18 protein-coding genes and 1 riboswitch are annotated in these 25,239 nt (G+C 71.3%); of the genes, 12 read left to right on the top strand and 6 right to left on the bottom strand.

Translation table 11 applies throughout. The features are described from left to right. Positions 1 to 15: 15 nt before the first annotated feature. Positions 16 to 3,624, bottom strand: coding sequence for a DNA polymerase III subunit alpha (gene dnaE, locus R2J76_RS04265; RefSeq protein ID WP_316414556.1), 3,609 nt, complete (start codon positions 3,622 to 3,624; stop codon positions 16 to 18). A 143-nt stretch (positions 3,625 to 3,767) separates the two neighbouring features. On the opposite strand from dnaE, the gene R2J76_RS04260 reads away from it, so the two are divergent. Next, positions 3,768 to 4,133 carry a hypothetical protein gene (locus tag R2J76_RS04260; protein ID WP_316414555.1) on the top strand — a complete coding sequence of 122 codons (366 nt, stop codon included), beginning with the start codon at positions 3,768 to 3,770 and terminating at the stop codon, positions 4,131 to 4,133. Here R2J76_RS04260 and lon read toward each other — a convergent pair. The 4 genes from lon to R2J76_RS04240 all read right to left on the bottom strand — a co-directional run bounded on the left by lon (position 4,123) and on the right by R2J76_RS04240 (position 9,678). After that, entirely contained in the window at positions 4,123 to 6,429 is a 2,307-nt protein-coding gene (gene lon, locus R2J76_RS04255; RefSeq protein WP_316414554.1) for an endopeptidase La, read from the bottom strand. The two genes, R2J76_RS04260 and lon, sit on opposite strands and share 11 nt — an antisense overlap. Positions 6,430 to 6,883: 454 nt before the next feature. Further along, on the bottom strand, positions 6,884 to 8,128 hold the full coding sequence (gene clpX / locus R2J76_RS04250) for an ATP-dependent Clp protease ATP-binding subunit ClpX (protein ID WP_316414553.1): 1,245 nt from the start codon (positions 8,126 to 8,128) through the stop codon (positions 6,884 to 6,886). Between the two features lie 75 nt (positions 8,129 to 8,203). After that, the gene (locus tag R2J76_RS04245) at positions 8,204 to 8,671 is read right to left on the bottom strand and encodes a GreA/GreB family elongation factor (RefSeq protein WP_316414552.1); all 468 of its coding nucleotides are present in this window, start codon (positions 8,669 to 8,671) and stop codon (positions 8,204 to 8,206) included. Positions 8,672 to 8,712: 41 nt separating this feature from the next. Continuing rightward, positions 8,713 to 9,678, bottom strand: coding sequence for a lysophospholipid acyltransferase family protein (locus R2J76_RS04240; RefSeq protein WP_316414551.1), 966 nt, complete (start codon positions 9,676 to 9,678; stop codon positions 8,713 to 8,715). Between the two features lie 194 nt (positions 9,679 to 9,872). Between R2J76_RS04240 and R2J76_RS04235 the strand changes: the two genes are divergently transcribed. The 3 genes from R2J76_RS04235 to R2J76_RS04225 all read left to right on the top strand — a co-directional run bounded on the left by R2J76_RS04235 (position 9,873) and on the right by R2J76_RS04225 (position 15,979). After that, on the top strand, positions 9,873 to 11,567 hold the full coding sequence (locus tag R2J76_RS04235) for a cytochrome b/b6 domain-containing protein (RefSeq protein ID WP_316414550.1): 1,695 nt from the start codon (positions 9,873 to 9,875) through the stop codon (positions 11,565 to 11,567). A gap of 309 nt (positions 11,568 to 11,876) precedes the next feature. Further along, entirely contained in the window at positions 11,877 to 14,243 is a 2,367-nt protein-coding gene (locus R2J76_RS04230; protein WP_316414549.1) for a protein kinase domain-containing protein, read from the top strand. Then, complete coding sequence (locus tag R2J76_RS04225; RefSeq protein WP_316414548.1) at positions 14,240 to 15,979, top strand: ATP-binding protein; 1,740 nt, start codon at positions 14,240 to 14,242, stop codon at positions 15,977 to 15,979. The genes R2J76_RS04230 and R2J76_RS04225 overlap by 4 nt, the downstream gene beginning before the upstream one ends. Here the strand turns inward: R2J76_RS04225 and ybaK are convergent. Further along, entirely contained in the window at positions 15,963 to 16,445 is a 483-nt protein-coding gene (gene ybaK / locus R2J76_RS04220; protein WP_316414547.1) for a Cys-tRNA(Pro) deacylase, read from the bottom strand. The two genes, R2J76_RS04225 and ybaK, sit on opposite strands and share 17 nt — an antisense overlap. A gap of 44 nt (positions 16,446 to 16,489) precedes the next feature. Continuing rightward, positions 16,490 to 16,670, top strand: a riboswitch (Lysine riboswitch). Positions 16,671 to 16,782: 112 nt separating this feature from the next. Between ybaK and lysC the strand changes: the two genes are divergently transcribed. From lysC to asd, 8 genes are read left to right on the top strand one after another with little or no spacing between them, the layout of a single operon-like run. Further along, positions 16,783 to 18,126, top strand: coding sequence for a lysine-sensitive aspartokinase 3 (gene lysC, locus R2J76_RS04215; RefSeq protein ID WP_316414546.1), 1,344 nt, complete (start codon positions 16,783 to 16,785; stop codon positions 18,124 to 18,126). Continuing rightward, positions 18,123 to 18,839 (top strand): 4-hydroxy-tetrahydrodipicolinate reductase, encoded by a 717-nt coding sequence (locus tag R2J76_RS04210; RefSeq protein ID WP_316414545.1) that lies wholly within the window; start codon positions 18,123 to 18,125, stop codon positions 18,837 to 18,839. The genes lysC and R2J76_RS04210 overlap by 4 nt, the downstream gene beginning before the upstream one ends. Continuing rightward, complete coding sequence (dapA, locus tag R2J76_RS04205; RefSeq protein WP_316414544.1) at positions 18,836 to 19,711, top strand: 4-hydroxy-tetrahydrodipicolinate synthase; 876 nt, start codon at positions 18,836 to 18,838, stop codon at positions 19,709 to 19,711. Before R2J76_RS04210 ends, dapA begins: the two co-directional genes overlap by 4 nt. After that, positions 19,711 to 20,517, top strand: coding sequence for a 2,3,4,5-tetrahydropyridine-2,6-dicarboxylate N-succinyltransferase (locus R2J76_RS04200; RefSeq protein WP_316414543.1), 807 nt, complete (start codon positions 19,711 to 19,713; stop codon positions 20,515 to 20,517). Before dapA ends, R2J76_RS04200 begins: the two co-directional genes overlap by 1 nt. Beyond that, positions 20,514 to 21,623: a pyridoxal phosphate-dependent aminotransferase gene (locus R2J76_RS04195; RefSeq protein WP_316414542.1), complete on the top strand. Its 1,110-nt coding sequence runs from the start codon at positions 20,514 to 20,516 to the stop codon at positions 21,621 to 21,623. The genes R2J76_RS04200 and R2J76_RS04195 overlap by 4 nt, the downstream gene beginning before the upstream one ends. Next, positions 21,620 to 22,762 (top strand): alanine racemase, encoded by a 1,143-nt coding sequence (locus tag R2J76_RS04190; RefSeq protein WP_316414541.1) that lies wholly within the window; start codon positions 21,620 to 21,622, stop codon positions 22,760 to 22,762. Before R2J76_RS04195 ends, R2J76_RS04190 begins: the two co-directional genes overlap by 4 nt. Positions 22,763 to 22,801: 39 nt before the next feature. After that, positions 22,802 to 23,821 carry a M20 family metallopeptidase gene (locus tag R2J76_RS04185; RefSeq protein WP_316414540.1) on the top strand — a complete coding sequence of 340 codons (1,020 nt, stop codon included), beginning with the start codon at positions 22,802 to 22,804 and terminating at the stop codon, positions 23,819 to 23,821. Further along, positions 23,818 to 24,870 (top strand): aspartate-semialdehyde dehydrogenase, encoded by a 1,053-nt coding sequence (gene asd / locus R2J76_RS04180; RefSeq protein WP_316414539.1) that lies wholly within the window; start codon positions 23,818 to 23,820, stop codon positions 24,868 to 24,870. Before R2J76_RS04185 ends, asd begins: the two co-directional genes overlap by 4 nt. Positions 24,871 to 25,239: the final 369 nt, after the last annotated feature.

The raw sequence follows: 25,239 nt of genomic DNA, 5'->3' as shown, positions 1-25,239 counted from the left end.
GTGGGGCTCCTTTTATCAATAGGTCCAGCTGAGGGCGCATCCCGCTTCCTTGGCCACCTTTTCGGAAAGGTCGGGGTCGAAGCGGACGTTGAGTTCGCCGCTGGCCCTCACCCGGGCGAGGATGCCCTGGGGACCGCGGTACTCGAGATGGAGGGGAAGGTTGCCGTGGTAGAGGCGCAGGAGGGGCACCAGGCGGCTGGGGTACTCCCCCCGGGGCAGGCGGATCAGGGCCCCGGAGAAGCCCTTGCCCTGGAAGTCCTCCAGGGGCTCCAGGGACGTGACGAAGAGCTTGATGGTGGTCTGCTCCTCCTCGTCCTCCTCGCCGTTGTTTCCGGTGGTCTCGATCTTCAGCTCCCCGGTGACCCGCAGGAGGGCGTCGGGCAGGGCCAGGTGCCGGAACAGCTCGAAGGGCCGGCCCCGCTTGCGGGTGGCGGGGTTGTAGCTCCCGGCCATGAGCAGGGCCTCCACCTTGTCGGTGAGGTCCTCCAGATAGAGGATGGCCCAGGGTTCCCCCTTCTGGTTGGTCTTGAACTGCACGTTGCTGACCATGACCCCGATGGACACTTCCTCCCGGTCCCGGTGCCGGCCCGCCGCGGCGGCCTCCTTCAGGGAGGCGATGGTGCCCACGGTGTGCACCTTGATGGCGTCCTTGAACTCCTCCAGGGGGTGGCCCGACACGTAGAGGCCCAGGGACTCCCGTTCGTAGCGCAGGCGGTCCTTGCGGCTCCAGAACTCCACGTCCTCGGGCACGGCCCAGTTGTCGGCGAGGCTCGCCATCTCCGCCTCGTCGAACAGCGACACCAGGCCCAGGTCCTGGCCCCCCTTCCCCGCGTTCTCCAGGGCCGAGGGCAGGCCCTCCATGAGGGCGGCGCGGTTGGGCTCCATGGAATCGAAGGCGCCGGCCTTGATGAGGGATTCCCACACCCGGCGGTTGGCCTTCTGGAGATCCGTGGCCTTGAGGGCGTGGAAGAAGTCCTTGAACCCGCCCTCCTCGGCCCGGGCGGCGAGGATGGCCTCCAGGGCGGCATCGCCCAGGCCCTTGACCGCGGCGAACCCGAAGCGGATCTGGCTGGGGCCGGTGATGGTGAAGTCCAGCTGGCTCTCGTTGATGTCGGGACCCAGGACCTCCAGGCCCATCTCCTTGCAGTTCTGGATGTACTTCACCACGTCGTCGGTGCGCTGGGCCTTGGTCGAGAGGAGGCCGGCCATGAACTCCGTGCGGAAGTTGGCCTTGAGGTAGGCCGTCTCGTAGGCGACGAGGGCGTAGGCCGCGGAATGGCTCTTGTTGAAGCCGTAGCCCGCGAAGTACTCGATTAGGTCGAAGAGCTCGGAGACCTTGTCCCGTTCGTAGCCGCGCAGCACGCCCTGCTCGATGAACTTGGTCTTCTCCTTGGCCATCTTCTCCTTGTCCTTCTTGCCCATGGCGCGCCGGAGCATGTCGGCCTCGCCCAGGGAGTACCCCGCGATGAGGCTGGCGATCTGCATCACCTGCTCCTGGTACAGGATCACGCCGTAGGTGGGGGAGAGGATGGGTTCGAGGGTGGGGAACATGTACGTCACGGGCTCGCGGCCGTGGCGGCGGTTCACGTAGGTGTCGCCCATGCCCGCGCCCAGGGGGCCGGGGCGGAAGAGGGCGTTGAGGGCGATGAGGTCGTCGAAGCGGTCCGGGCGCAGCTTGCCCAGGAGCGATTTCATGCCGCCGGACTCGAACTGGAAGATGCCGTCGGTGTCGCCCTGGGTGAAGAGGTCGAAGGTCTTCTTGTCGTCGAAGGCGCGGATGAGGGTCATGTCCACGGGGTGGCCCTGGGTCTTGGCGATGTACCCCTGGGTCTTGGCGATCTGGGTGAGGGTCTCCAGGCCCAGGAAGTCCATCTTCAGGAGCCCGGCGCGCTCGGCCTCGGTCATGGTGTACTGCACCATCACCTTGCCGTCCTTGTCCCGGCTGAGGGGGGCGAAGCGGGTGAGGTCGTCGGGGGCGATGATCACGCCCGCGGCGTGCACGCCGGTGTTGCGGGCCAGGCCCTCCAGGCGCGCGGAGATGTCCAGGATGTTCTTCACCTCGGGCTCGGAGTCGTAGAGCTCGCGCAGCTTGTCGCTCTGCTCCAGGGCCTGGGCCACGGTGATGGGCTTGCCGGGCTCCTGGGGCACGAGCTTGGTGAGGTTGTTGGCGAAGGCGAAGTCCTTCTCGAAGACCCGCGCCACGTCCTTGATGACGGCCTTGGTCTTGAGCTGGTTGATGGTGACGATGTTGCTGACGCGGTCCTTGCCGTAGGCCTCGGTGACGTAGTCGATGACCTTCTGGCGCCCGTCCCGGCAGAAGTCGATGTCCACGTCGGGCATGGAGATGCGCTCGGGGTTCAGGAACCGCTCGAAGAGCAGGTCGTACTGCATGGGATCGATGTCGGTGATGTGCATGGACCAGGCCACGATGCTGCCCGCGGCGCTGCCGCGGCCCGGACCCACGGGCACGCCCATCTCCCGGGCCTTGCGGATGAAGTCCCACACCAGGAGGAAGTAGCCGGGAAAGCCCATCTTCAGGATGGTGTCCAGCTCGAACTCCAGGCGCGCGCGGTACTTCTCCTCCGAGTGCTTGAGGGCCCCGGCCTGCCAGAGGATGCGGCACTCCTTCAGCCGCTCCTCGAAGGTCTCCCGGGCCACCTGCACGAAGTAGCTCTCCAGCGTGTGCCCCGAGGGCACGGGGAACTGGGGGGTGATGGGCTTGCGGGTGATGGGGAAGAGATCGATCTTGGAGGCGATCTCCAGGGTGCGCTCCAGGAGCTCGGGGTGGTCCGGGAAGACGGCGGCCATCTCCTCGGGCGACTTCACGTAGAACTGGTCCGTGGAGAAGCGCATGCGCTTGGGCTCGCTCTTGAACCGCTTGGTGCCGATGCACAGGAGCGTGTCGTGGAGGTCCGCGTCGTCGTGGTTGAGGTAGTGGGCGTCGTTGGTGGCCACCAGCGGGATGCCGGTGCGCCGGGCCAGCTCGAACTGGCTGGGGATGATCAGGCGCTCGGCCTCGAAGCCCTGGTCCTGGATCTCCAGGTAGAAGTCCTCCCCGAACATGCTCTGGTAGTCCCGGGCCACGCGCTCGGCGGCGTCGATGTTGCCGGAAAGGAGCCGGGCCTGCACCTCCCCGCCCAGGCAGGCCGTGAGGGCGATCAGGCCCTCGCTGTTCTCCCGCAGCAGTTCCTTGTCCACCCGCGGCTTGTAGTAGAAGCCCTCGGTGAAGCCCTTGGAGACCAGGTTGGAGAGGTTGCGGAAGCCCACGGGGTTCTTGGCCAGGAGCACCAGGTGGTAGCCCGCGTCCCGCTGGCCGGAGGGGTCCACGCAGTCCTCCAGGCCCTCGGCGTTCAGGGCGGCGTTGTCCAGCTTGCGGTCGTGCCGGGACCGGGGGGCCACGTAGACCTCGCAGCCCAGGATGGGCTTGACGGCCCAGTTCCCGTCCTTGTCCGCGGTCTTCTCGCAGGCGTCGAAGAGCTTCATCATGCCGAACATGTTGCCGTGGTCGGTGACCGCCACCGAGTTCATGCCGGTGGCCTTGCATTTCTTGACGAGGTCGGAGATGCGGGTCAGGCCGTCGAGAAGGGAATATTCCGTGTGAAGGTGGAGATGGGCAAAGTTCATAGAGGGCCATTGTCGCAAGCCTGGGTCGCCTTGGGGAAAGTTGCTCGGGTGTTGCAGTTGTGAACAAGCGTGCGCGCGGGCTTGCGAGGCCTAATTAATAACTCATACTGGGTCTCGCCCCATTCGCCGGAGGGTCGTGATCCATGCATAGGAACCTCGCCCGGGGCCTGGTGGCCCTCGGCCTCGCCCTGCCCTGCCGTGCCGCGGACCCCTGGACCGCTCGCGACACCACCTGGGAGCTCTCGTACGCGGCGGTGGTCGCCATGGACTGCAGCCAGAGCCGCCAGATCGAGAACGGGGGCCGCTACGAGCGCAACCCGCTCCTGCCCCGCCACCCCAGCGCGAAGACCATCACGCAGCTCTGCGTCCTCAACGTGGCGGGCCACGCCGCCCTCAGCTGGGCCCTGCCCCGGCCCTGGCGGCGGCGGTTCCAGGTGGTGTCCGTCGTGCTGGAGGCCGGGGTCGTGGCGGACAACTACTACCGGGCCGGGGTGAAGGTCAGGTTCTGACCAGGGCCAGGGGGATCACCTCGTCCATGGTCTTCACCAGGTGCACCGTGAGGTCCCTGCGCACCTCCTCGGGGAGCTCCTCCAGGTGCCTGGCGTTGTCCGCGGGGATGATGACGGTGCGGCACCCCATGCGGTGGGCGGCCAGGAGCTTCTCCTTGAGCCCGCCGATGGGCAGGACCATGCCCCGCAGGGTCAGCTCGCCGGTCATGGCCACGTCCGCGCGCACCGGCGTGCCCGTGAGGGCCGAGATCAGCGCCATGGCCAGGGTGATGCCGGCGCTGGGGCCGTCCTTGGGGATGGCCCCCTCGGGCAGGTGCACGTGGAGATCGGTCTTCTCCAGGAAGTCCGGGGCCAGTCCCAGGCTGTCGGCGCGCATGCGCACGAAGCTCAGGGCGAGGTTGGCGCTTTCCTGCATCACCTCGCCGAGCTTGCCGGTGAGCTTGAGGACGCCCTTGCCGGGAAGGCGCGCGGCCTCGATGGTGAGGAGGTCGCCGCCGGTGGGGGTCCAGGCCAGGCCGTTGACCACGCCCGGGGCGGGCTGGCCCCCCAGGGGGGATTCCAGGAAGCGCTCGGGGCCCAGGAGGCGGGGAAGCCGCTCCGCGGTCACCACGGGGTCGAAGGGATCGGCCTGGAGGCTCAGGCGGGCCAGCTTGCGCAGCACGGCGGAGATCTCCCGCTCCAGCTGCCGGACCCCGGCCTCCTTGGTGTAGGCCTGGATGATCCATTCCAGGGCCCGGTCCTCGAACACGATGCCCAGGCCGGTCATGCCGTGGCGGTCCAGGGCCTTGGGCACCAGGTGGGCCTGGGCGATGGCCCTCTTCTCCCCCAGGGTGTAGCTGCTCAGCTCGATCACCTCGAGGCGGTCGTCCAGGGGCTGGGGGATCTGGTGGCGCACATTGGCGGTGGTGAGGAAGAGCACCTGGCTGAGGTCGAAGCCCACGTCCAGGTAGTGGTCCTGGAAGGTCTGGTTCTGCTCCGGGTCCAGCACCTCCAGGAGGGCCGAGCTGGGGTCGCCGCGCCAGTCGGAACCCATCTTGTCGATCTCGTCCAGGAGCATGAGGGGATTGCGCACCCCGCCCTTCTTCAGGAGCGAGATGATGCGCCCCGGCATGGAGCCGATGTAGGTGCGCCGGTGCCCCCGGATCTCGGCCTCGTCCCGCACGCCGCCCAGGGAGAAGCGCAGGAAGGGGCGGTTCAGGGCCCGGGCGATGGACCGCGCCAGGCTCGTCTTGCCCACCCCCGGAGGGCCCACGAGGCAGAGGATGGGGCCCCGCAGGGGCGCGCCCGCGGCCTGGTCCCGGAGGCGGCGCATGACGGCGAGGTACTCCAGGATGCGGGCCTTCACCTTCTCCAGGCCCGCGTGGTCCTCGTCCAGGATGCGCTCGGCCTCCTCCAGGTCCAGGTGGTCCTCGGCGAGCTTCGTCCAGGGCAGCGCCAGGAGCCAGTCGATGTAGGTGCGGCTCACGGTGGCCTCGGCGCTCTGGGGGGGCATGCCCTCCAGGCGGTCCACCTCCTCCAGGGCCTTGCCTTCGGCCTCCTCGCCCATGCCGGCCTTGAGGATCCGCTCCCGCAGCTGGGCCAGCTCGTCCTTGCGGCCTTCGGGGAGCACGCCCCGCATCTTCTCCCCCAGGACGAAGGCCTTGTGGTCCTTCTCCAGGTTCTGGGCATCCTCCCTGCCTTCGGCCTGGTGGCTGGCGGCGTCGGCCTCCAGGAGCTTGAGGAGGGTGTGGAGCCGGGGCTCGATCTCCAGCTGGTCCAGGACGGCCTGCTTCTCCCTCACGTCCCCGGGCATCACCGCGGCCACCGCGTCCACGGCCTGGCCCAGGGGAAGGGAGGGATCCAGGCTGAGGGTCCGGGCCAGTTCCGGGTTGCGCTGGAGGAAGCCCTCCACCGCCGAGCCGAAGGCCTCCTGCAGGGCGGATTCCCCCGGCGCCGCCGGCTCCGCCAGGATCTCCACCTCCGCCTGCACCACGTCCCCTTCGTCCAGGTACCGCTCCAGCCGCACCCGGGCGACGCCCTTGACGCCCACCTTGTAGTAGTCCCGGGGCAGCGGGATGAGCGACTCCACCAGGGCCAGGGTGCCCACGGCGTGGATGGACTCCTGCTTGGGCTGGTCCTCCTTGGGGTTGCGCTGGGTGAGCAGGAGCAAATGGTCGCCCACCTTGATCCCCAGCTCGAGGGTCTTCACCGACGCGCGCCGCCCCACCATGAAGGGCACCCGGGCCCCGGGAAACAGCACCATGTCCCGGATGGGAATGGCCGGAAGCGTGATGGTCTTGCGAAGCGGATTCGTCATGGCGTCCTACCGTTGCCCAATCATGACATACGCATACATTCCCCCGCGATCGGCGATGGCCCGGAGCCCGGGGCGTTCCGGCCGGTTCCAACCGTCCCCGCCGGGGGCCGCGGGGCATCGGGACCGGGTTCCCCTTTGTTCCGTCGACCCACAGGGGTTCCTTCCCATCGCGCCGACCCACCGTGGCGCTCGCAGGCAAGCTGCCTGCGAGCGCTAGCCGTATCCAGGCAAAGGACTGGTGGGCCTTCTGAATCTGAGAGCCCCACGTCCGTGAAACCCTGGCCGACCTGGATGACGGCAAGCGCGAGCAGCAGCTTGCTGCTCGCGCTACCGATGGGTCGGGGCAAGGTGTTGGAACCCCTGTGGGTCGGCGCCCACCCCCGGAACCGGGTCCGGATACTCCGCAGCCCCCGGCGGGGACAGCTGGAACCGGCCGGGGCGCCCCGGTGCGCCGCTACCCCGCCGCGGGAATCGGGAGGCTCGCGATGCCCAGTTCCTTCTCCACCATGGCGCGCGTCAGGTGCAGGGTGGCCTTGGTGGTGCGCTCCTCGCTGGGGAGGTCGAACATGGGTTCCAGGAGGATCTGCTCGAGCATGGAGCGCAGGCCCCGGGCGCCCAGCTTGCGCAGGAGGGCCTGGTCGGCGATGGTGTCCAGGGCGCCGGCCTCGAAGGTCAGCTCGATGTCGTCCATCTCGAAGAGCCGCGCGAACTGCTTGGTGACGGCGTTCTTGGGCTGGGTGAGGATGGCCACCAGGGCCTCCCGGTCCAGGGGCTGGAGGGTGGCCACCACGGGAAGGCGGCCCACCAGTTCGGGGATGAGGCCGAACTTGATGATGTCCTCGGGCTCCACCAGGGCCAGGAGGTTGTCCTTGCCGCCCTTGGAGGTCACCTTGGCGCCGAAGCCCACGGCCTTGGCCCGCACCCGCTGCTTGATGGTTTCCTCGATGCCCACGAAGGCGCCGCCGCAGATGAAGAGGATATTGGAGGTGTCCAACTGGATGAACTCCTGGTGGGGGTGCTTGCGGCCGCCCTGGGGGGGGACGTTGGCCACGGTGCCCTCCACCAGCTTGAGCAGGGCCTGCTGAACGCCTTCGCCGGAAACGTCCCGGGTGATGCTGGGGTTCTCGCTCTTGCGGCCGATCTTGTCGATCTCGTCGATGAACACGATGCCCCGCTGGGCCCGCTCCACGTCGTAGTTGGCCACCTGGAGGAGCTTGGTGAGGATGTTCTCCACGTCCTCGCCCACGTAGCCGGCCTCGGTGAGGGTGGTGGCGTCGGCCATGGCCAGGGGCACGTCCAGCATACGGGCGAGCGTCTGGGCCAGGAGGGTCTTGCCGGTGCCCGTGGGCCCGATGAGGAGGATATTGCTCTTGGAAAGCTCCACTTCCGTGGCGCCCAGGCTCTTCTGGGGCGCGAGGATGCGCTTGTAGTGGTTGTACACCGCCACGGCCAGGCGCTTCTTGGCGCCCTCCTGCCCGATCACGTAGTCGTCCAGGAAGGCCTTGATCTCCTTGGGCCGGGCCAGGCGGGGCTCATGCTTGCCGGCGGGCTTGCCCTGGCGGCTCATGCGCAGCTGGAGCTGGCCGGCCTCCACGCACTCGTTGCAGATGTACGCATTGGGCCCCGCCAGGAGCTGTTCCACCTCGTTGGGGGCCTTGCCGCAGAAGGAGCACTGCTGGTCACGCTTGGGCTTCGTCATGGGGTCTCCTACCACTGCGTCGTTCATTGTGGGGCCGGAACGCCCCCCTGGCACGTGCCATTCCAGTGCCGAAGATCACTGCTGGTGGACGGTGACCAGTCCCAGGACCTCGAAGCGCTTGGTGCCCGCGGGAATCTTGATCTTCACCTCGGCCCCCTCCTCCAGCCCCACCAGGGCCATCCCGATGGGGGAACTGATGCTCAAGTGGTCGGGGTGGTCCCCCAGCTCCTCGGGCAGCACCAGTTTGTAGGTGACTTCCTTCTCCGAGTCAAGGTCCAGGAGGGTCACCCGGGTGCCGTAGGCCACTTTGTTCTTGGGCAGGCGGTCCAGGTCCAGGCTCGCCACCTCGGCGATGCGCTTTTCCAGCACCACCACCTTGTTCTGGAACATGTCCCGCTTGGCCAGGGCCTGTTCGTATTCGGCGTTCTCCGAAAGGTCGCCCTGGGAGGCGGCGGTGGCGATCTCCTTGGGGATATCCACGAGGAGGGCTTGCTTGAGGGCCTTCAGTTCGACCTCGAGCTTGGCGAGAACGTGCTTGGGCATAGGAAAGTCCATGGTCGGGGGGCCGGAGCCCCGGGAGGGATTCAACGGCTGTTTAAAAGCCATTCATCAGGAGGTAGCGGTGCCGGGAGGGGATTCCCCTCGCCGGGCCGCGTCTTGAAACGTCGATGCATCCAGAACCACCACCGGGGCTCGCGCCGGATCTCGTCCTCGATCTTCCGGGTCATGATCTGGGTGGCGGTCCACACATCCCGGTCCAGGTCCCCGGTCACGGGCACCTGGAAGGGGGGTTCGACGGACACGGTGATGGTGCCGTCGGCGTTGGGCCAGCTGCGGAGCTGGACCACCGGCAGGCCGTACTTGACCGCCAGAAGCCCCGCGGAGGGGAAGGTGGAGGCCCAGCGGCCCAGGAATTTCACCCAGACTCCCGCGGTGAGCGCGTCCTGGTCCAGGAGGAAGCCCACGGCCTTGCCCATGCGCAGGGCCTTGAGGGCCCCCCGGAAGGCGCCGGCCTTGGGGATCACCTCGTTGCCGAACCGCCCGCGGAGCTCGCGGAGCCGGGGCTCCAGGAGGGGGTTGTCCAGCTCCCGTCCGATGACCGAGAGGGTGCGGCCCAGGGCGCTCAGGGCCAGGGCGGTGGCCTCCCAGTTCCCGTAGTGCCCGGTGAGGACGATGAAGCCCTTCCCGCCGGCCTTGGCGGCGTCGTAGTTCTCGATGCCCAGGACCTTCACCCGCCGCCCCAGCTCCTCCTCGTCCATGCGCAGGAGGTGGATGGCGGTGAGGGCCAGGGTGCCGAAATGCTCGAAGCAGTCCAGGGAGATGGCCCGCACCTGGGCTTCGTCCAGGCCCATGTCCGCGGCCCTCAGGTTCTCCCGCACCACCGCGCGGTGGCGCCGGTCCAGGGCGTGGGCCAGGCGCCCCAGGCCGCGGCCCAGGGTCAGGGTGGTCTCCCAGGGAAGGCGGCTCACGATGCCCTCCACCAGGTGGTACAGGCCCGCCTCCGCGCGATGGCGGAAGGAGGGGCGGGAGTCGGGGGAGGTGGGTGCCATATAAAAAAAGGTGCGCCCCGTTGGTGAGGCGCGAACGACCATCGTAGCAGATTCCGGCGCCGGCCGGGCCATCCCGATTTGCAACATGAGTCTCATTCGCAGATGAATGCGGGAACGATCCACTAAAGTGACTTTTCTTACATGGAAAAAACCCTAGACTGAGGTTTCAGATTTTCGGATGGAAAGGTCCTTTGATGAACGTGGGAATCGTACGATCGTCGCTGCTCGCCCTGGCCGCAGCCCTGACCCTCTCAGCCCAGCCCGCCGGGCCGGACGCGGCCTGCTTCGCCTGTCACGGCCGCAAGCCCGCCGCCTCGGCCAAGGGCAAGCAGCCCCCCTTCGTGGACAAGGCGAAGTTCGAGGCCTCCATCCACGCGGGCAACGGCTGCACCAGCTGCCATGCGGACCTGGACACCGCCACCCACCCCGGCGCCAAGCTGGCCCCCGTGGATTGCGCCAGCTGCCATGAGAAGCCCTCCAAGACCTACGCCGTCAGCACCCACGGCCGGGCCCGCAAGGCCGGCAACGCCGGCGCCGCGGGCTGCGCGGAATGCCACGGCACCCACGACATCGTCAAGGCCACCGCCCCCACCTCCCCGGTGCGCCGCGAGAACCTGCACCTCACCTGCGGCCAGTGCCACCCCGACGTGGTGGCCCAGCTGGACGCCTCCGTGCATGGCCAGGCCACGGCCGCCGGCGTCCAGGAGGCCCCGGTCTGCACCGACTGCCACTCCGACCACGCCATCGAAGGCCTCAAGAGCGCCTCGCCCATGAAGGTCTCCCAGCAGGTCTGCAGCCGCTGCCACGGCTCGGCGCGCATGAACGCCAAGTTCGACCTTCCCGACAACCGGGTCACCACCTTCTTCGAGAGCTACCACGGCATGGCCGCCAAGATGGGTTCGCCCAACGCGGCCAACTGCGCCAGCTGCCACGGCTACCACCTGGTCCTGCCCGCCTCCGACCAGCGGTCCTCCGTGAACAAGGCCAACCTCGTCCAGACCTGCCAGAAGTGCCACCCCAACGCCACCGAGAAGTTCTCCCTGGGCAAGATCCACGTGGACCGCAAGGAGGCCTCGGACATCGGCGGCAAGGTGGACCACTGGGTGCGCTACACGTACCTGTCGCTGATCTTCATGACCATCGGCGGCATGGCCCTCCACAACATCCTGATCCTGCGCAAGAAGGCCCTGGCGGCCCTGCGCGACCCCAACCGCACCGTGGTGCGCATGAACACCCAGGCCCGCATCCAGCACGCCCTGCTGGCGTCCAGCTTCATCTTCCTGGTGGTCAGCGGCTTCGCCCTGAAGTACCCCAACTCCTGGCTGGGCTGGTGCATGGGCTCCAGCGAAGTGGTCCGGCGCATCGGCCACCGCATCGCCGCCGTCGTCATGATCACCGGCGCCGTCATCCACCTCATCTACGCCATCTTCACCAAGGACGGCCGCAAGTTCGTCAAGGACATGCTGCCCGAGCCCAAGGATCTCTTCGACGTCTTCACCCACCTGAAGTACCTGGTGGTCCCCGGCGCCGCCAAGCCCCAGTTCAAGCGCTTCGGCTACGCCGAGAAGGCCGAGTACTGGGCCGTGGTCTGGGGCACCTTCCTCATGGGCACCACCGGCGGCCTCATCTGGTTCAAGATGTACTTCACCCGCTGGATGCCCCGGTGGATGGTGGACGTCTCCATCACCGTCCACTACTACGAAGCCATCCTGGCCACCCTGGCCATCATCGTGTGGCACTTCTACTTCGTGATCTTCGACCCCGAGGTCTACCCCGTGAACTGGGCCTTCCTGGACGGCAAGGTGACCCCCCACCACCACCACGAGGAGCACCCCCTGGATCACCAGGGCGAGGAGCCGAGCCCCGACCCGGACGAACCCGCCGAATAACGCGGGCCGGCTGAAGTCAAGGAAACGGGCGACCAAACGGTCGCCCGTTTCCGTTGCGCCCTCCCGTCCCCCTCCGGCCGGGTCCCCACGGGTTGATATATTCAAATCTCATGATCAAGGTCGGATTTTTCTTGCATGCTGTCCATTCGGTGACACCTTATAAAGCCATGGAGGAACCGCGGATGCCGCAGGGTGTTGGGTGTTGTATCAATATAATTGAATTATAGCGATTCGGCATCCATGCCCCCGGACCCCCCTCCGATTCAACCGTCGTGGCTGAGCCCCAGGCTGCCGCGGGAGGGGCGCTACGTGCTCGGGCCCCTCCTGGGCAAGGGGGGCGCGGGGGAGGTCCTGGAGGCCTGGGATGCCCTGCTCTGCCGCACCGTGGCCCTCAAGGCCCTGCGGGACATGGACCCGGGGGCCCTGATCCGCTTCATGCACGAGGCCCAGCTCCAGGCCCGGGTGATCCATCCCAACATCTGCCGCATCTACGATATCGAGTCCGCGGGCCGCACCCTCAAGATCTCCATGCAGCTCATCAAGGGACCCAACCTGGAACAGGCCGCCCCGCAGCTGTCCCCGGCGGAGGCGGTGGGCATCCTCCGCAGCGTGGCGGAGGCGGTGCACGCCGCCCACCGGGTGAACCTCATCCACCGGGACCTCAAGCCTTCGAACATCATCCTGGAGCGGGGGCCCGGTGGGGCCTGGATCCCCTACCTGTGCGACTTCGGCCTGGCGGTGTCCCTGGGCGACCCGCCCCTGACCCTGAGCCAGGTGGCGGTGGGCACACCGGCCTTCATGGCCCCGGAGCAGAGCCGCGGCGGCCGGGACCGCATCTCCCCGGCCACGGACGTCTTCGCCCTGGGGGGCACCCTCCACTTCGCCCTCCTGGGGTTTCCCCCGGGTCCCCCGGGAACCCCCCCGGGTCCGCTGCGGTCCGGCCAGGGCGATCTCCCCCGGGACCTGGCCCTGGTCATCCGGAAATGCCTGGAACCCGACCCCGGGGACCGCTATGCCACGGCCCTGGCCCTGGCCGCCGACCTGGACCGTTTCCTGCGGGGGATCCCCGTGCACGCCCGGCCCCGGGGGCCCCTGGGCCGGTTCCTGGGCTTCCTCCCCGGGCGCGGCTCCCGGATGCTGGCCCTGGGCTGGTTCCTGGCGGCCCTGGGGCTCACCCTCGCGGCGGGGGCGGGGCTGGCCCTCCTGGGCCGGACCCGCGAGGAGGCCCTGGTGAGGGACCTGGAGGCGGCCAGTGGCGTCCAGATCTGGAACCAACCCGCGGACCTCGCCCTCCCCCTCCATGATCTGCGGTCCTCCCGCAACCGCCTGAGGACCCGCATGGCCCAGGTGAGGGCGCACATGGGGGAGGTGGGTCCCGGTTTCCGGGGGCCGGCGTGGTTCGCCCTGGCCCAGGCGCACCTGCTCCTGGGGGAGGAGGCCGAGGCCTGCGCCGCCCTCCGCAGCGCCGCCGCCCTGGGGTACGACGAGGAGCTCCTGGCCCCCCTGATGATCCGCGCCCTGGCGGAGGCCGCCTACTGGCGCCCGGGGGCCGCCCCCGATCCCTCGGCGCGGCGCTGGGCCCGCCTGGGCAGCGCGGCCGCGGACCCCGGCCCCCTCCAGGAGGGGCGGGCCGCCTTCATCCTGGGCGACTATTCCACCGCGGCCCGCCTGTCCCGCGAAGCCGCGGAAGCGTCCCCCGATTCGCCCGAGGCCGCGGCCCTCCAGTGCGCGGCGCTCTGCGCCCTGGGCCGCAGGGCCTTGGGCGCGGGGGAGGTCACCGGGGCCCGGACCCTTTTCCAGGAGGCCGCGGACACCGCCTGGCGCAGGGTCGCGGTCTGGGCCAGCAGCCCGGGACTCCGGCACGCCTTCGCCCGGGCCGCGCTGGCCCTGGCGGACCTGGAGATCGGCCGCGGCACCCAGTCCCCGGAGGCCCTGCGGGAACTGTCCCGCCGGTGCGAGGAGGCCCTGCGCATGGACCCCGGGGACCGGATCCTGCGCGAGGACTGGCTGGCCTCGCGCTTCCTGGTGGGACGGCACCGGGCCACCCTGGACCTGGATCCCAGGCCGGTGCTGAGGGAGGCCCTGGCCTTCCTGGAATCCCGCCCGCAGCGCAGGGAGGCCCCGGGGCCCGACGGCCTTCGCATGGCCATCCTCTGGCAGATCGCCGACTGGGAGTTCACCCACGCCGGGAATCCCGGACCGGCCCTGGGCGAGGCCCTCGCCTCCCGGGGCCCGGCCCCGGCCTTCGGCCGGGACTACCAGGCCGCGCTCCTCGTCCTCAGGGCGCGGGTGGACGCGGCCCGGGGCCAGGATCCGCGCCCCGCGGTGGAGGCCGCCCTGCGCCACCTGGGCGCGGCCGACACCTGGGACCTGGCCCAGGCCGCCGCGGAGGCCTGGTACCTGCGCGCGGTCTGGGAAGCCGCCCATTCCGTCGACCCCTCCGCAAGCCTCGGGAGGGTGCGCGCCCTGGCGGACCGGGCCCTGGGCGACTGGGCCGGGGCCCCGGAGGCGGCCGCCCTCAAGGGCCTTGCGGAGGACCTGGAAAGGAAGGCCGGCCCGGCCCGGGGGACGCTCCTGGCCTCGTCGGCGATCCCGCCGCAGAAGCCGGCCCGGGCCTCCGCCCGGGGACCGGGGGCCGGGGTCCACCTGGAGCGGGCGCTGCCCGGGCTGCCATGAGCCGCCCCCTGCGCATCCTGTACCTCGAGGACAGCCGCGAGGATCTGGAACTGGTCAAGGCCCAGCTGGACCGGGAGTACCTGGCCGCCGAGGTGACCTGGGTGGACGGGCGCGAAGCCTACATCTCGGCCCTGCGGGACAGCTGGAATTTCGACCTCCTGCTGGCGGACTACGCCCTGCCCGACATCGGCGGGGACGAGGCCCTGGAGCTGGCCCGTAGACGGGCCCCGGGCCTGCCGTTCATCTTCGTTTCCGGAAGCCTCGGGGAGGAGCGGGCCGTGGAGTGCCTCCGGAAGGGGGCCACGGACTACGTGCTCAAGTCCAACCTGAACCGCCTGGCCCCGGTGGTGCGCCGGGCCCTGGAGGAGGCGCGCGTCGCCGGGGTCCACCGGGAGGCCCAGGCCTCCCACGCCCGGGTGGCGTCCCTGCTGCGGGCCACCCTGGAATCCACCTCCGAGGGCATCCTGGTGGTGGACCTGGCGGGAAGGATCTCGGCCTACAACCGCAAGTTCCTGGCCCTGTGCGGCATTCCGGAATACGTCATGGCGCCCATGGACATGGGGGACGTGATCCACTACCTCACGGGGCAGCTGGGGGATCCCGGCGTGCTCCTGGAGGAGGCGCGGCTCCTCCGCGCCCGTTCCGACCAGGAGAACCGGGGCCAGGTCCCCGTGAACGGACGGATCCTGGAGGAGACCAGCCGTCCCCACACGGTCGGCGCGGAAACCGTGGGCCGGGTCCTCGCCTTCCGCGAACCCGTCCCCCGGGAACCCGCCCCCGGCCTGCTGGGGGCCATCGGGGCCGGACGCCAGGGCTTCACGGAGGCGGCGCTGGCCGTGCGGATCGTGCCCTGGATCCTGGCCGGGGACCGCCTCTCCATGCCCGAGGCGGCGGCGGAGATCCTGGGTCTCGCGCCCCTGCCCGCGGACCTGGAGGGCCTCATGGCCATCCTCCACCCCGGGGACGCGGAGCCGTTCCGGGAGGCCCTGGAGCGCAGCCGCAACGTGGGCTTCAGGGCCCGGGTCCGCCAGGCCTCGGGGGCCTGGCTGTGGACCCGGTGGAGCGTGGACCGATGCCCCGAGGGCTACCGCGGGGCCATCCAGGACATCTCCGAGGAGGTCCACCTCCAGGAGCGCCTGGACCGGCGCCGGCGCCTGGAAGGCGCCCGGGATCTGGCCAGACGCTTGGCGGCCCGGCTTCCGGAACCCCTGGGGGACGCCCTGCGCGCCTTCGCCGACCCGCGGCCCCCCGCCCCGGTCCCCACCCCGCCCAACGCCTTCGTGGAGGCCCTCCTGCCCCGGGCCCGGGAGGCCGCCGGCCCCGGCATCCGCATCGACTTCGAGCCCGCCCCGGGCCTCCCCGCGGCGCGCCTGGACCCCGGCGCCCTGGAGCAGGCCCTGGACGCCCTCCTGGCCAACGCCCGCGAGGCCATGGGCGGCGCGGGGGTCATCCGCCTGGCCACGGGGATCCTCTACCCCCGGGACCACCGCCCCGGCGGTTCCCCGGGGCCCATGAGGACCCGGGTCTTCTTCGAGGTGCGGGACGCGGGCCCGGGAATCCCCGCCGCCGTGGCCCGCCAGGCCTTCGAGCCCTTCTTCACCACCCGGGCCGGGGCCGGCAACGCGGGGCTGGGCCTCACCCTCGCCCGGGAGATCCTGGAGGCCCACGGCGGCTCCGTGCAACTGGAAGGCGCCACGGGCACGGGCACCACGGTCCGGCTCATCCTTCCTGCGTAGCCTCCACCGGCACGGCCCCCACGGCCCGGGCGAGGTCCGCCGGGGCCAGCCCCGCCAGGAAGCCCCGGCTGCCGGCGTTCACGAAGACCCGCTCCAGGCCGAGGATCCCGCGCTCCATGTAGACGGGCATGGCCTTGCGGGTGCCCAGGGGACTGGTGCCGCCCACCAGGTACCCGGAGTGCTTGTGGGCCACCTCGGGCTTGCAGATGTGCACGGTCTTGCAACCGAGTTGCCGGGCCAGGGCCTTGGTGCTCACCTCCCGGTCGCCGTGCATGAGGACGACCAGGGGCCGGGCGGCCTCGTCCTCCATGATGAGGGTCTTGATGACGGCGTGCTCGTCCACCCCCAGGGACTGGGCGGCCACGGCGGTGCCGCCGTGCTCCTGGTACGTGTACAAATGCTCTGTATAGGGGATCTTGAGTTCCCTAAGCAGACGGGTGGCCGGGGTCGAGGGGGTCTTGGACATGCCTCAAGTATGTTGCACATCCCCGGGCTTTGTGCCACGGTGGAAAAACCGATGGAGGAGCGATTCCCATCAGTAGGCCGGAGGAGGGTTGATGGACCCGACGAGCCCGTCCGAAAGGGGAGAATCGCCGAAAGGGTTGCGAATCATCAGCGCACTCCTTGGACGTCAGGGCTAAATCCCGGCGGCTGTCGCGGCGCCAAATCGCCGCGGAGTGCCTTAGGACGGCGAGCCGGTCCCCGGGGACCGGGGAGGGGTCAAGGGTCTTCATCCGTTTCCTGACGGAGGCCCTCGTGACAAACCTGCCCAATCCCGTTCCGGCGCCCTGCGGGGGTGCCCGATGATCGTCATGAAATTCGGCGGCTCCTCCGTGGCCGACGCCCCCTGCATGCGGGAGGTGGCGGCCCTGGCCGCGGCGGCCCACGCCCGTTCCCCCCTGGTGGTGCTCTCGGCCACGGCCCGCACCACGGACCAGCTCTTCGAGGCGGCCACCGCCGCCGAGGGCGGGGACCTGCCCGGGGCCCTGGCCCTGCACGCCGCCCTGGTGCGGCGGCACCGGAACCTGGCGGAAGAGCTCCTGCCCGCGGGGCTCCCGGCGGACCTGGACGGGGCCCTGGCGGACCTCGCCGCCGAGCTGGACCTCCTGCTGCGGGGCGTGGCGCTCCTCAAGGAGCTCTCCCCCCGGAGCATGGACGCCATCGCCAGCATCGGCGAGCGGCTCTCCACGCGCATCCTGGCGGCGTACATGGGCGCGGCCTGGGTGGATGCCCGCACCGTCCTGCGCACCGACGCCGCCTTCGGATCGGCCCGGCCCCTGGTGCCCGACCTGGAGGGCCTGGCCGCGTCCATCCTCGCGCCCCTGCTGGGCCCGGGCCGGGCGGTGGTGACCCAGGGGTACATCGGCGCCACCGCCCAGGGCCTCACCACCACCCTGGGCCGCGGAGGCAGCGATTTCAGCGCCGCGCTCTTCGGCGCGGCCCTGGGGGCCGAGGACATCCAGATCTGGACCGACGTGGAGGGGGTGCTCACCAGCGATCCCCGCGTGGTGCCCGGGGCCCAGCCCATCCCCGAACTGAGCTTCGCCGAGGCCGGGGAGCTGGCCGCCTTCGGCGCCAAGGTGCTCCACCCCGCCACCATCCAGCCCGCCGTGGACAAGGGCATCCCCGTCACGGTGCGCCACACCCGCAAGCCCGGGGGCCGCTTCACCACCATCACCGCCGAGGTGCGCACGGGCCGGCCCGTCACCGCCCTGGCCCACCGGGGCCCCGTCACCGTGCTCACGGTGGCCTCGGCCCGCATGCTCAACCAGAGCGGGTTCCTGGCCAGGCTCTTCGACGTCTTCGCCCGGCACCGGGTGAGCGTCGACCTCATCGCCACCGCCGAGGTGAGCGTCTCCCTCACGGTGGAGGCCGACGCGCCCCTGGAGGACCTCATCGCCGACCTCTCCGCCTTCGCCACGGTGGGCGTGGCCGGGGGCCGGGCCATCGTGGCCATCGTGGGCGAGCGCCTCAAGCACACCCCGGGCGTCACGGGCCTGGCCTTCGGCGCCATGCAGGACATCAACGTGGAGATGATCAGCATGGGCGCCAACGAGATCAACCTGAGCATCGTGGTGAAGGCGGAAGAGGCGAAGAAGGCCGTCCAGCGCCTCCACGCCGCCCTCATCGGGGGAGGCGCCGCATGAGGATCGGCATCTTCGGCAAGGGCCGGCTGGGTTCGGCCATCGCGCTGGAGGCCCAGGCCGCCCCGGACCTGGACCTGGCCTGGGTGCTGGGTCCGGAGGGGGTGCCCACCCCCGTGGACCTGGCCATCGACGCCAGCGTGGCGGGGGCCGTGGACGGGCACCTGGCCTGGGCCCTGGAGACGGGCGCGGACCTGGTGATCGGGACCACGGGCTGGGCGCTGCCGGGCCTGGAGGGCCGCATCGGCTCCCGCATCGGCGTCCTGGCCGCCCCCAATTTCAGCCTCGCCGTGGCCCTCATGGCCCGGCTCTCCACCGTGCTGGGGCGCTTCGCCGCCCTGGACGGGACCCTGGACCCCTACGTGCTGGAGCACCACCACCGCCTCAAGGCCGACGCCCCCAGCGGCACCGCCCGCAGGCTGGCGGAAGCGGTCCTGGCGGGGATGCCCGGAAAGTCCGCCTGGACCCTGGGCGCCCCCGGCCCCGGGGAGCTGGGCATCGCCGTGATCCGGGCCGGGGCGGAATTCGGCAGCCACACCGTGGGCCTGGACGGCCCCGCCGAGACCCTGACCCTCGCCCACCAGGCCCGGTCCCGGGCCGTGTTCGCCCAGGGCGCCCTGCGCGCCGCGCGCTGGCTGCGGGGGCGCCGGGGCCTGTGCACCTTCGACGACTACGCCCGCGAAATCCTCGACCCCCTTTTCGGAGACCTGCCATGACCCTCACCGGACTCTTCGTGGCCCTGGCCACGCCCTTCACCCCGGCGGGCGACATCGACCGCCCCGCCTACCGCCGCCTGGTGCGCCACGTGGCCGGCGGGGGCGCCCACCTGGTGGTGCTGGGCACCACCGGGGAGGCCCCCACCATCCTGGACGACGAACGGGACGCCCTGGTGGACCTGACCCTGGAGGAGGCCGGCGGCGCCACGGTGATCGTGGGCACCGGCTCCAATTCCACCCGCCAGGCCGCGGCCTGGACCCGCAGGGCCCAGGCCCAGGGCGCCCACGGCGCCCTGGTGGTGACCCCCTACTACAACAAGCCCACCCCGGGCGGGATCCGGGCCCACTTCGAGGCCGTGGCCGAGGCGGCCCCGGGCCTGCCCCTCATCGTCTACAACGTGCCCGGGCGCACGGGGCTCAACCTCACACCCCCGGCCCTGGCGCGCCTGTGGGAGAACCCCCAGGTGGCCGCGGTGAAGGAATCCAGCGGCAACCTGGCCCAGATCGCCGAGGTGGCCCGCACCCTGCCCGAAGGCAAGGTCCTCCTGGCCGGGGACGATGGCCTGGCCCTGGCCAGCATCGCCGTGGGCGCCTCGGGCCTGGTGAGCGTCCTGGGCAACGCCCTGCCCCGGGAGACGGCGCGCCTGGTCCAGCTGGCCCTGGAGGGCCGCCGGGAGGAGGCCCTGGCCCTGCACCGGCAGCTCCTGCCGCTCATGGACGCCCTCTTCCTGGAGAGCAACCCCATCCCCCTGAAGGCGGCCCTGGAGCTGCTGGGCCTGTGCGGCCCCACCCTGCGCCTGCCCCTGGTGCCGGCCACGGAGGCCACCCGGGCCCGCCTGGCCGAACTCCTCCCCCGCCGCGAGGTGGCCTGATGGACCTGCAGACCTTCTACTCCCGCCCCCTGGACGCCATCCTGGCCGATCCGTCCCTCCCCCAGGTCTTCGAGGCCTTCCTGGGCGCCCTGGAGCGCGGCGCCGCCCGCGCCGCTTTCCGGGACGCGGAGGGGACCTGGCGCGCCAACGCCTGGGTGAAGACCGCCATCCTGGCCGGCTTCCGCTCCACCCCCACCCAGGAGATCCCGGGCTGGCCCGGGCCCTGCTTCGACCGCGCCGCCTACCCTCCCCGGGCCTTCGCCCTGGCCGACGGGGTGCGGCTGGTGCCGGGGGGGAGCGCCGTGCGCCGCGGCGCCCACGTGGCCCCGGGGGTGGTCATCGTGCCCCCGGCCTACCTCAACGTCGGGTCCTTCGTGGACGAGGGGGCCATGGTGGACAGCCACGCCCTGGTGGGCAGCTGCGCCCAGATCGGGAAGCGCGTGCACCTCTCGGCCGCGGCCCAGGTGGGCGGCGTGCTGGAGCCCGCGGGCGCCCTGCCCGTGGTGGTGGAGGACGAGGCCTTCGTGGGGGGCCTCTGCGGCCTCTTCGAGGGGGTCGTGGTGAAGCGCCGGGCGGTGCTGGCCCCCGGCGTCCTGCTCACGGCCTCCACCCGCATCTTCGACCTGGTCCACGAGCGGGAGATCTCCCGGGTGGTGCCCGAGGGGGCCGTGGTGGTGCCCGGCACCCGCCCCGCCTCCGGCGTGTTCGCGATGCAGAAGCGCCTTTCGGTGAGCGCCCCCTGCATCGTCAAGTACCGGGACGACAAGACCGACGCCGGCACCGCCCTGGAGGAGGCCCTCCGTTGAACCCCGCCGCGCGCCTCGCCCACCTCCGCCCCAGCCCCATCCGGGCCCTTTCCGAAGGCGCCCCCGCGGACGCCGTCCCCATGGGCCTGGGCGAACCCGGCTGGGACCTGCCGGCCCCCGCCGTGGAGGCCCTGGCGGGGTTCTCCGGCCCCTGCGCCTACGGCCCCAACGCGGGCCTGCCCGAACTGCAGGAGGCCGTGGGCGCCTTCCACGGGGCCCCCGCCGCCGAGGTGCTCCTCACCGCCGGCAGCCAGGGGGCGCTCTTCGCCCTGGCCCAGGCCTACGCCGGCCCCGGGGACGGGGTGCTGGTGCCCGACCCGGGCTTCCTGGCCTACCCCGCCCTGGCCCGGGTGGCCGGGGCCGAGCCGGTGCCCTATGCCCTGGGCCCCGGCTTCGAACTGGACCCGGACCGCTTCCGGGCGGCCCTGGACGCCGCCCCCCGGGCCCGCATGGCCCTGGTGAACCACCCCGGCAATCCCACCGGGGCCGGGTGCTCCCGGGCCGCACTTGCGGAGGTGGCCGAGGCCTGCGCCCGGCGCGGGGTGCTGCTCATCTCCGACGAGGTCTACCGGGACCTGCGCCTGGGCGAGCCCGCGCCCTCCCTGCGGGAGGTCACCGGGGACGGCATCGTCCTGGGCTCCGTGAGCAAGGCCTGGGGGGCTCCGGGCCTGCGGGTGGGCTGGGCCCTGGGGGCGGCCCCGCTCCTGGCCCCGGCGCGCCTGGTGCACGCCTACATGGTCACGGCCCCGGCCCGCACCTCCCAGCTGGCCGCCCTGGCCCTGGTGCGGGAATCGGAGACGGTGTTGGCCCAGGCCCGGGAGCACCTGCGGGTGCGGTGGGAGGCCTTCGCCGGGGCCTTCGCCCAGCACTTCGGGCACCGGCCCGCGCCGGGGGCGGGGGGCTTCTACCACTGGCTCGCCCTGCCCCCGGGCGCGGATCCCATGCCCTTCTGCCTGCGCCTGCGGGACGAGGGCCGGGTGGTGGTGGTGCCGGGCCAGGCCTTCGGGGACCGGGGCCGGGATTTCGTGCGCCTCAGCTACGCCGGCCACCCCGCCCTCATCCGGGAGGGTGTCGCCCGCCTCGCCCCGTTCTGGAGCCAGCCATGAGCCTCTTCGCCTTCGATGATGCCGCCTGCGAGGCCTTCGCCCGGGAAGGCACGCCCCTGTTCGCCTACAGCCTCGGGACCGCCGAGGCCCAGTTCCGCGCCCTGCGGGCGGCCCTGCCCCCCCGGGCGCGCCTGGCCTACGCCGTGAAGGCCAACCCCCACCCGCGGCTCCTGGAGCGCTTCGCGGACCTGGGCGCCTCCTTCGATTGCGCCTCGGCCGGGGAGCTGGCCCGGGTGGCGGACCTGGCCCCGGGCCGCATCTTCTACGCCGGCCCCGGCAAGCGCACCGCGGAGCTGGACCTGGCCCTGGGCCTGGGGGTGCGGGTGCAGGCGGAGGGCTGGGAGGACCTGGAGCGCCTGGAGCGCCTGGCCAAAGGCCCCGTGGCCGTGAACCTGCGGGTCCATCCCGGCGGGGGGATCCGGGAGGCCTCGCCCATCATCGGGGGCACGGGCCCCTCCGCCTTCGGGGTGGACGAGGAGGACCTGCCGGCCCTGCTCGCGCGGGCCGCGGGCCTGCGCAAGGTGGCCATCCGGGGGCTGCACGTGTTCGCCGCCAGCAACGAACGGGACGCCACCCGGCTCCTGGCCACCCACCGCCACGTGCTGGGCATGGCCCGGCGCCTGCAGGAGGCCCTGGTCACCCCCCTGGAGCAGGTGGACCTGGGCGGGGGCCTGGGCATCCCCTACGCCCCCGGCGAGGCGCCCCTGGACGTGGAGGCCCTGGGCCGGGGCCTGGGCGAGCTGCTCGAGCAAAGCCCCTGGTTCACCGGCGAGCTCGTCCTGGAACCGGGCCGGTTCCTGGCGGGCCCCTGTGGCGTGTACCTCACCCGCGTCACCCGCGTGAAGGAGAGCCGGGGGGTGCGGTTCGTCATCCTGGAGGGGGGCGTCAACCACCTGCTGCGGCCCCTGCTCACGGGCCAGGCCTTCCCCACCCGGGCCGTGGGGGCCGCGGGCCCCGTCCGCCCCGCCACCCTCGCGGGGCCCCTGTGCACCAGCCTGGACCGCCTGGGCGAGGTGGAGCTGCCCGAACTGGCCCCCGGGGCCCTCCTGGCCCTGGGCATGGCGGGGGCCTACGGCTTCACCGAGGCCATGACCCCCTTCCTGTCCCACCCCGCCCCGCGGGAACGGTGGGAGGCATGAATGGTTGAAATCACGGGACCGCCATGGGACGGTGCTGGGATGGAAGCATCCACGCTTCAGCCCCGCCGGCTCCTCGAGGACCTCTGCGCCCTGGATTCCACCACGGGCCGGGAGGCCGCGCTGCTTCCCGCCCTGCTCCCCGCCCTGGAGGCCCTGGGGGCCCGGGTGGAGGTGCATGAATTCAGCCCCGGCCGGTGCAATGTGCTGGCCACCTGGGGCGAGCCCCGGATCCTCTTCTCCACCCACCTGGACACGGTGCCGCCCTTCCTGCCCCCGCGGTGGGAGGGCGGGACCCTCTTCGCCCGGGGGGCCTGCGACGCCAAGGGCCAGATCGTGGCCCAGCTCCTGGCCGCCGAGGCCCTGCGGGAATCCGGGGTGGCCTGGCTGGGGGTCGCCGGGGAGGAGACCGACAGCCTGGGCGCCCAGGAGGCCCTGACCTGGAAGGACCGCTTCCGTTCCTGCCGGGCCCTCATCAACGGCGAACCCACGGAGCTGAAGGTGGCCACGGGCCAGCGGGGGGTGAAGAACCTCCGCCTCCGGTGCACCGGCACGGCCGCCCACGGCGGCAGCCCGGAGCTGGGCCACAATGCCATCCTGGAGCTCCTGGACTGGCTGGAGGGGGTGCGCCGGATCCCCCTGGGCCGGGATCCCGACCTGGGCCCCGAGGTGTGGAACCTCGGCACCATCCAGGGCGGCGAGGCCGTGAACATCGTCCCCGACCGCGCCCAGGCCCTGCTCAACGTGCGCACCGTGCCCGGATCCTCCTTCCAGGCCCGGGTGGAGGCCCTGCGCCCCACCCGGGGCGAGGTGGATCTGCTGGTGGACGAACCCCCCAGTCTCTACCCGGCGCTGGCCGGCTTCGACCGGGCCTTCATGCCCTTCGGGTCCGACGCCCCCTGCCTGCGGGCGCTCATCCCAGGCCTAGCGGCGGCCCTCGCGGGGCCCGGCAGCATCCGCGTGGCCCACACGGAAAACGAACACCTCACCATGCAGGACCTCGCGGCCGGCGCCGATCTCAACCTGCGCCTCGCCCGGCATTTTCTCCAGGAGCAGCCATGAACCGCATCCCCGTCACCGTCCTGGGCGCCACCGGCGTCGTGGGCCAGCGCTTCGTGCGCCGGCTCCGGAACCACCCCATGTTCGAAGTGGTCGGCATCGCCGCCAGCGACCGCAGCGCCGGCAAGCGCTACCGGGACGCCTGCGAATGGCGCCTGGATGGGGAGCCCTACGCGGGCCTGGGGGACCAGGTGCTCGCGCCTTCGGACCCGGCGGAGGCCTTCTCCCCCATCGTCTTCAGCGCCCTGGACAACGCCCCCGCCAAGGAGATCGAGCCCGCCTTCGCCCGGGCCGGGGCCCACGTCTTCAGCAACGCCGCGTCCTTCCGCATGGATCCCGACGTGCCGCTCCTGGTGCCCGAAGTGAACCCCGGCCACCTGGCCCTGCTGGAGACCCAGCGCCGGCGCCGGGACTGGAAGGGCAGCATCCTCACCAATCCCAACTGCACCACCACGGTCCTGGTGATGGCCCTGGCCCCCCTGCACGAGGCCTTCGGGGTGGAGACGGTGATCATGACCTCCATGCAGGCCGTGAGCGGCGCCGGCTATCCCGGCGTGCCCAGCCTGGACATCATGGGCAACATCCTCCCCCACATCGGCGGCGAGGAGGGCAAGGTGGAGGTGGAGACCGGGCGCCTCCTGGGCAAGGTCGTGGACGGCCTGGCGGTGTCCGATCCCATGGCGGTCTCGGCCCTGTGCTACCGCGCCCCCGTCATGGACGGCCACACCGAGAGCGTCAGCGTCCGCCTCAAGGGCAACCCCACCCCCGACCAGGTGCGCGAGGTCCTGGCGGCCTGGAAGCCGCTGCCCCAGCGCCTGGGCCTGCCCAGCGCCCCCGAGGTCCCCATCCGCCTCCACACCGCCGAGAACCGCCCCCAGGTGCGCCGGGACGTGGAGCTGGACGGCGGCATGAGCGTCCACGTGGGCCGCATCCGCCCGTGCAACGTCCTGGGCATCAAGTTCGCGCTCCTGGGCCACAACACGGAGCGGGGCGCGGCGGGGGGATCCGTGCTCAACGCGGAGCTGGCGGTGTCGCAGGGGCTCGTTTCCTAGCCCGGGTTCTCGACCAACCCCACCTATCACTACCGATGCCAGCCGATAGCTCTTCAATGAAAACGATGTCCGGCTCCTCGTCCGGGAACGGGCTGAGTTCGGCGGCTGATCCCCTTCATCCTGTTAATCCATTCTCATCCCTGTTCCCGCAGGGCAAGCGATGAGGTGGGGCGGCGCGCGGTTGATCTGCATGCGCCGACCCATCCCTGCTCTGGCCCTGCGGGAACGGGGATGAAATAGGATGAACGGGATGAAGGGGATGAAAGAGGGGATAGCCCTCAGGGCCTCCAGCGGCGTGGACGCGGGGCGAAGGGGTACTTGACCCCATGGAGGCGGCCGATCCACCTGCGTTTCCGAATTCGATAGGGG

The sequence above is a fragment of the Mesoterricola silvestris genome (genome assembly GCF_030295405.1).
Taxonomy (GTDB): domain Bacteria; phylum Acidobacteriota; class Holophagae; order Holophagales; family Holophagaceae; genus Mesoterricola; species Mesoterricola silvestris.
Note: the sequence above shows the minus strand (reverse complement) of the source record. Positions and strands in the feature narration are given on the sequence as shown.